The 1792-nt window shown below is 43.5% G+C and carries 1 protein-coding gene and 2 pseudogenes; 1 reads left to right on the forward strand and 2 read right to left on the reverse strand.

Going from position 1 to position 1792, the window contains the following annotated elements:
• Positions 1 to 208 (forward strand): annotated as a pseudogene (locus ACE3T3_RS15870) (ribosome biogenesis GTPase Der); the annotation flags it as partial.
• A 57-nt stretch (positions 209 to 265) separates the two neighbouring features.
• Here the strand turns inward: ACE3T3_RS15870 and ACE3T3_RS15875 are convergent.
• Positions 266 to 1546 carry a transposase gene (locus tag ACE3T3_RS15875; protein ID WP_130235004.1) on the reverse strand — a complete coding sequence of 427 codons (1281 nt, stop codon included), beginning with the start codon at positions 1544 to 1546 and terminating at the stop codon, positions 266 to 268.
• Between the two features lie 157 nt (positions 1547 to 1703).
• A pseudogene (locus ACE3T3_RS15880) lies at positions 1704 to 1792 on the reverse strand (IS200/IS605 family transposase); the annotation flags it as partial.

Consider the following 1792-nt stretch of genomic DNA (forward strand, 5'->3'; position numbering starts at 1 on the left):
TGATAAAACGCCTGCGGATTATCGTCGTTATTTAGAAAACGTATTCCGTAAAGTGTACAAACTTGAAGGTACGCCAGTACGTATTGAGTTTAAAACCTCTGAAAACCCATTTGAAGGACGTAAGTCACAGGTGGATGAACGTACAGCAGCGCGTAAGCGTCGTTATGTTCAGAAGTTTAAGAAAGCTGAGAAGAAATTCAAGCGCTAATCTGGCATTAAGTTTTTGATGCTGAAAAGCCCAAAGTGATTTTTGGGCTTTTTTATTTTATCCATTGGAGCGTAAAACCTCGGGGTTTAGCCCATAGGTATCTACACATCTTGATGTACCTAATGCAATTGTTGCGATTTCATTCAGTTCATCTATTGAATATTCTGAGAGCAGTTGAAGAGTGTTCAGTAAAATCGAAAGTCCTGCCAATATTGCAGGTGCACTTTCCAACTTACCTCTCTTCTGCTGTCGGCCTGAAAGACGGGCCAGAAATATACGAATTTTCTGATTTTGTTCATCTTCAGAACGCTGTATTCGCCAAGTCAGTACACACGCCATACTGCTGATCAGGAGCCGTCTTAAAATCGCTGCAGGTGTGGTCTGAAGCCATGATTCAACGTTATGGCCTGCCTGCTTCAGAAGCTTGAAATAGCACTCAATTGTCCAGCGCCAGTAATACCAGGTGGTTAATTCTACCGCATCAATCTCTGAAGAAACATTGCTGATCAGCGACCATCTCGCGACTGTTTTACCTTGAGCATCTTTCACCACAGCAACAATTAATCTGGCTGTAACTGCCTTGCCTGGCTGGGGAGCAACCCGTTGGCCTAAATCATCTTTTCTCTTCGGTTTTGCTGCACGCGTTATCCGAATATCGGTTTCTCCAACATGCAGCATATGCCTGTTTCCTTTATAAGCAATCGGCTTAACTTGCTGAGTTACTACTTTTTCTGCGACTTCTGCAACTTTGTAGGTTTCCCCTTGATGCTCAATCCGATGGCTTTCTTTGGCCCGAATCAACCATTTGAAACCATGGCTGCTGATTTCCCTCAAGTGGGCAATCGAGTCTCCTTCACGGTCAATGATATGGACTTTTGTTTTCTCAATCGGATACTGTTCAATCGTTTTGATTTGTTCTGCGAGTGAGTCCAAATGGGACTTGCGCTCGCTGTATTGTTCACTGAATGTGGAATAACAGCCGGATGCATCTGTTAGCGTCTGAGCTAATGGCGCAATTGGGAGCCCTGATGACGCATCGACAAGTAAACTGCTTTGCAATTCATAGCCTGAATTCGCCTCTGTTCTTTGAAGACGCTGAACCTTATGACTGTGCTTCACATACTGCAGTTGAGACCAGTCATGAACGATTAATGCATACTGATGCGGTGATGTCTTGATCTGTTCGCATGCAAGAAGCTTAATCGGCTGGTTTAATTGACTAAAAGAGATTTTATTATTATTCAGGAATCGCCAAACAGCCTGTGTAGTTGAGAAACTCGACTTTTGGGTAGAGGCCAGGTCTTTGATTGCGGGAGCAAGTGAAGCAAGAGGATTCATATAGAGTTTTACAAGGCTGTTATAACGTTTGACAAGACGCTGATCCAGACCAGAGATGTTAAATTGAAGAGCATGCTCTTCAATTTAACGCAAAGCTCGGAAATTGTGTAGATACCTATGGGTTTAGCCCGAGGATATAAGCGAGTGGCGTAAGCCATTAATGCGGTGTTTGCTGTTGTTGAATATATTGTTTAACAATTCCAATTGGCGCACCGCCACATGAAGCAGCGAAGTAACTAGGCGACC

The sequence above is a fragment of the Acinetobacter sp. genome (assembly GCF_041919735.1).
GTDB lineage: Bacteria > Pseudomonadota > Gammaproteobacteria > Pseudomonadales > Moraxellaceae > Acinetobacter.

Excerpts from the sequence above, each read along its gene's own strand:
- ACE3T3_RS15875 (WP_130235004.1), bottom strand. The coding sequence starts at position 1,546 with ATGAATCCTCTTGCTTCACTTGCTCCCGCAATCAAAGACCTGGCCTCT.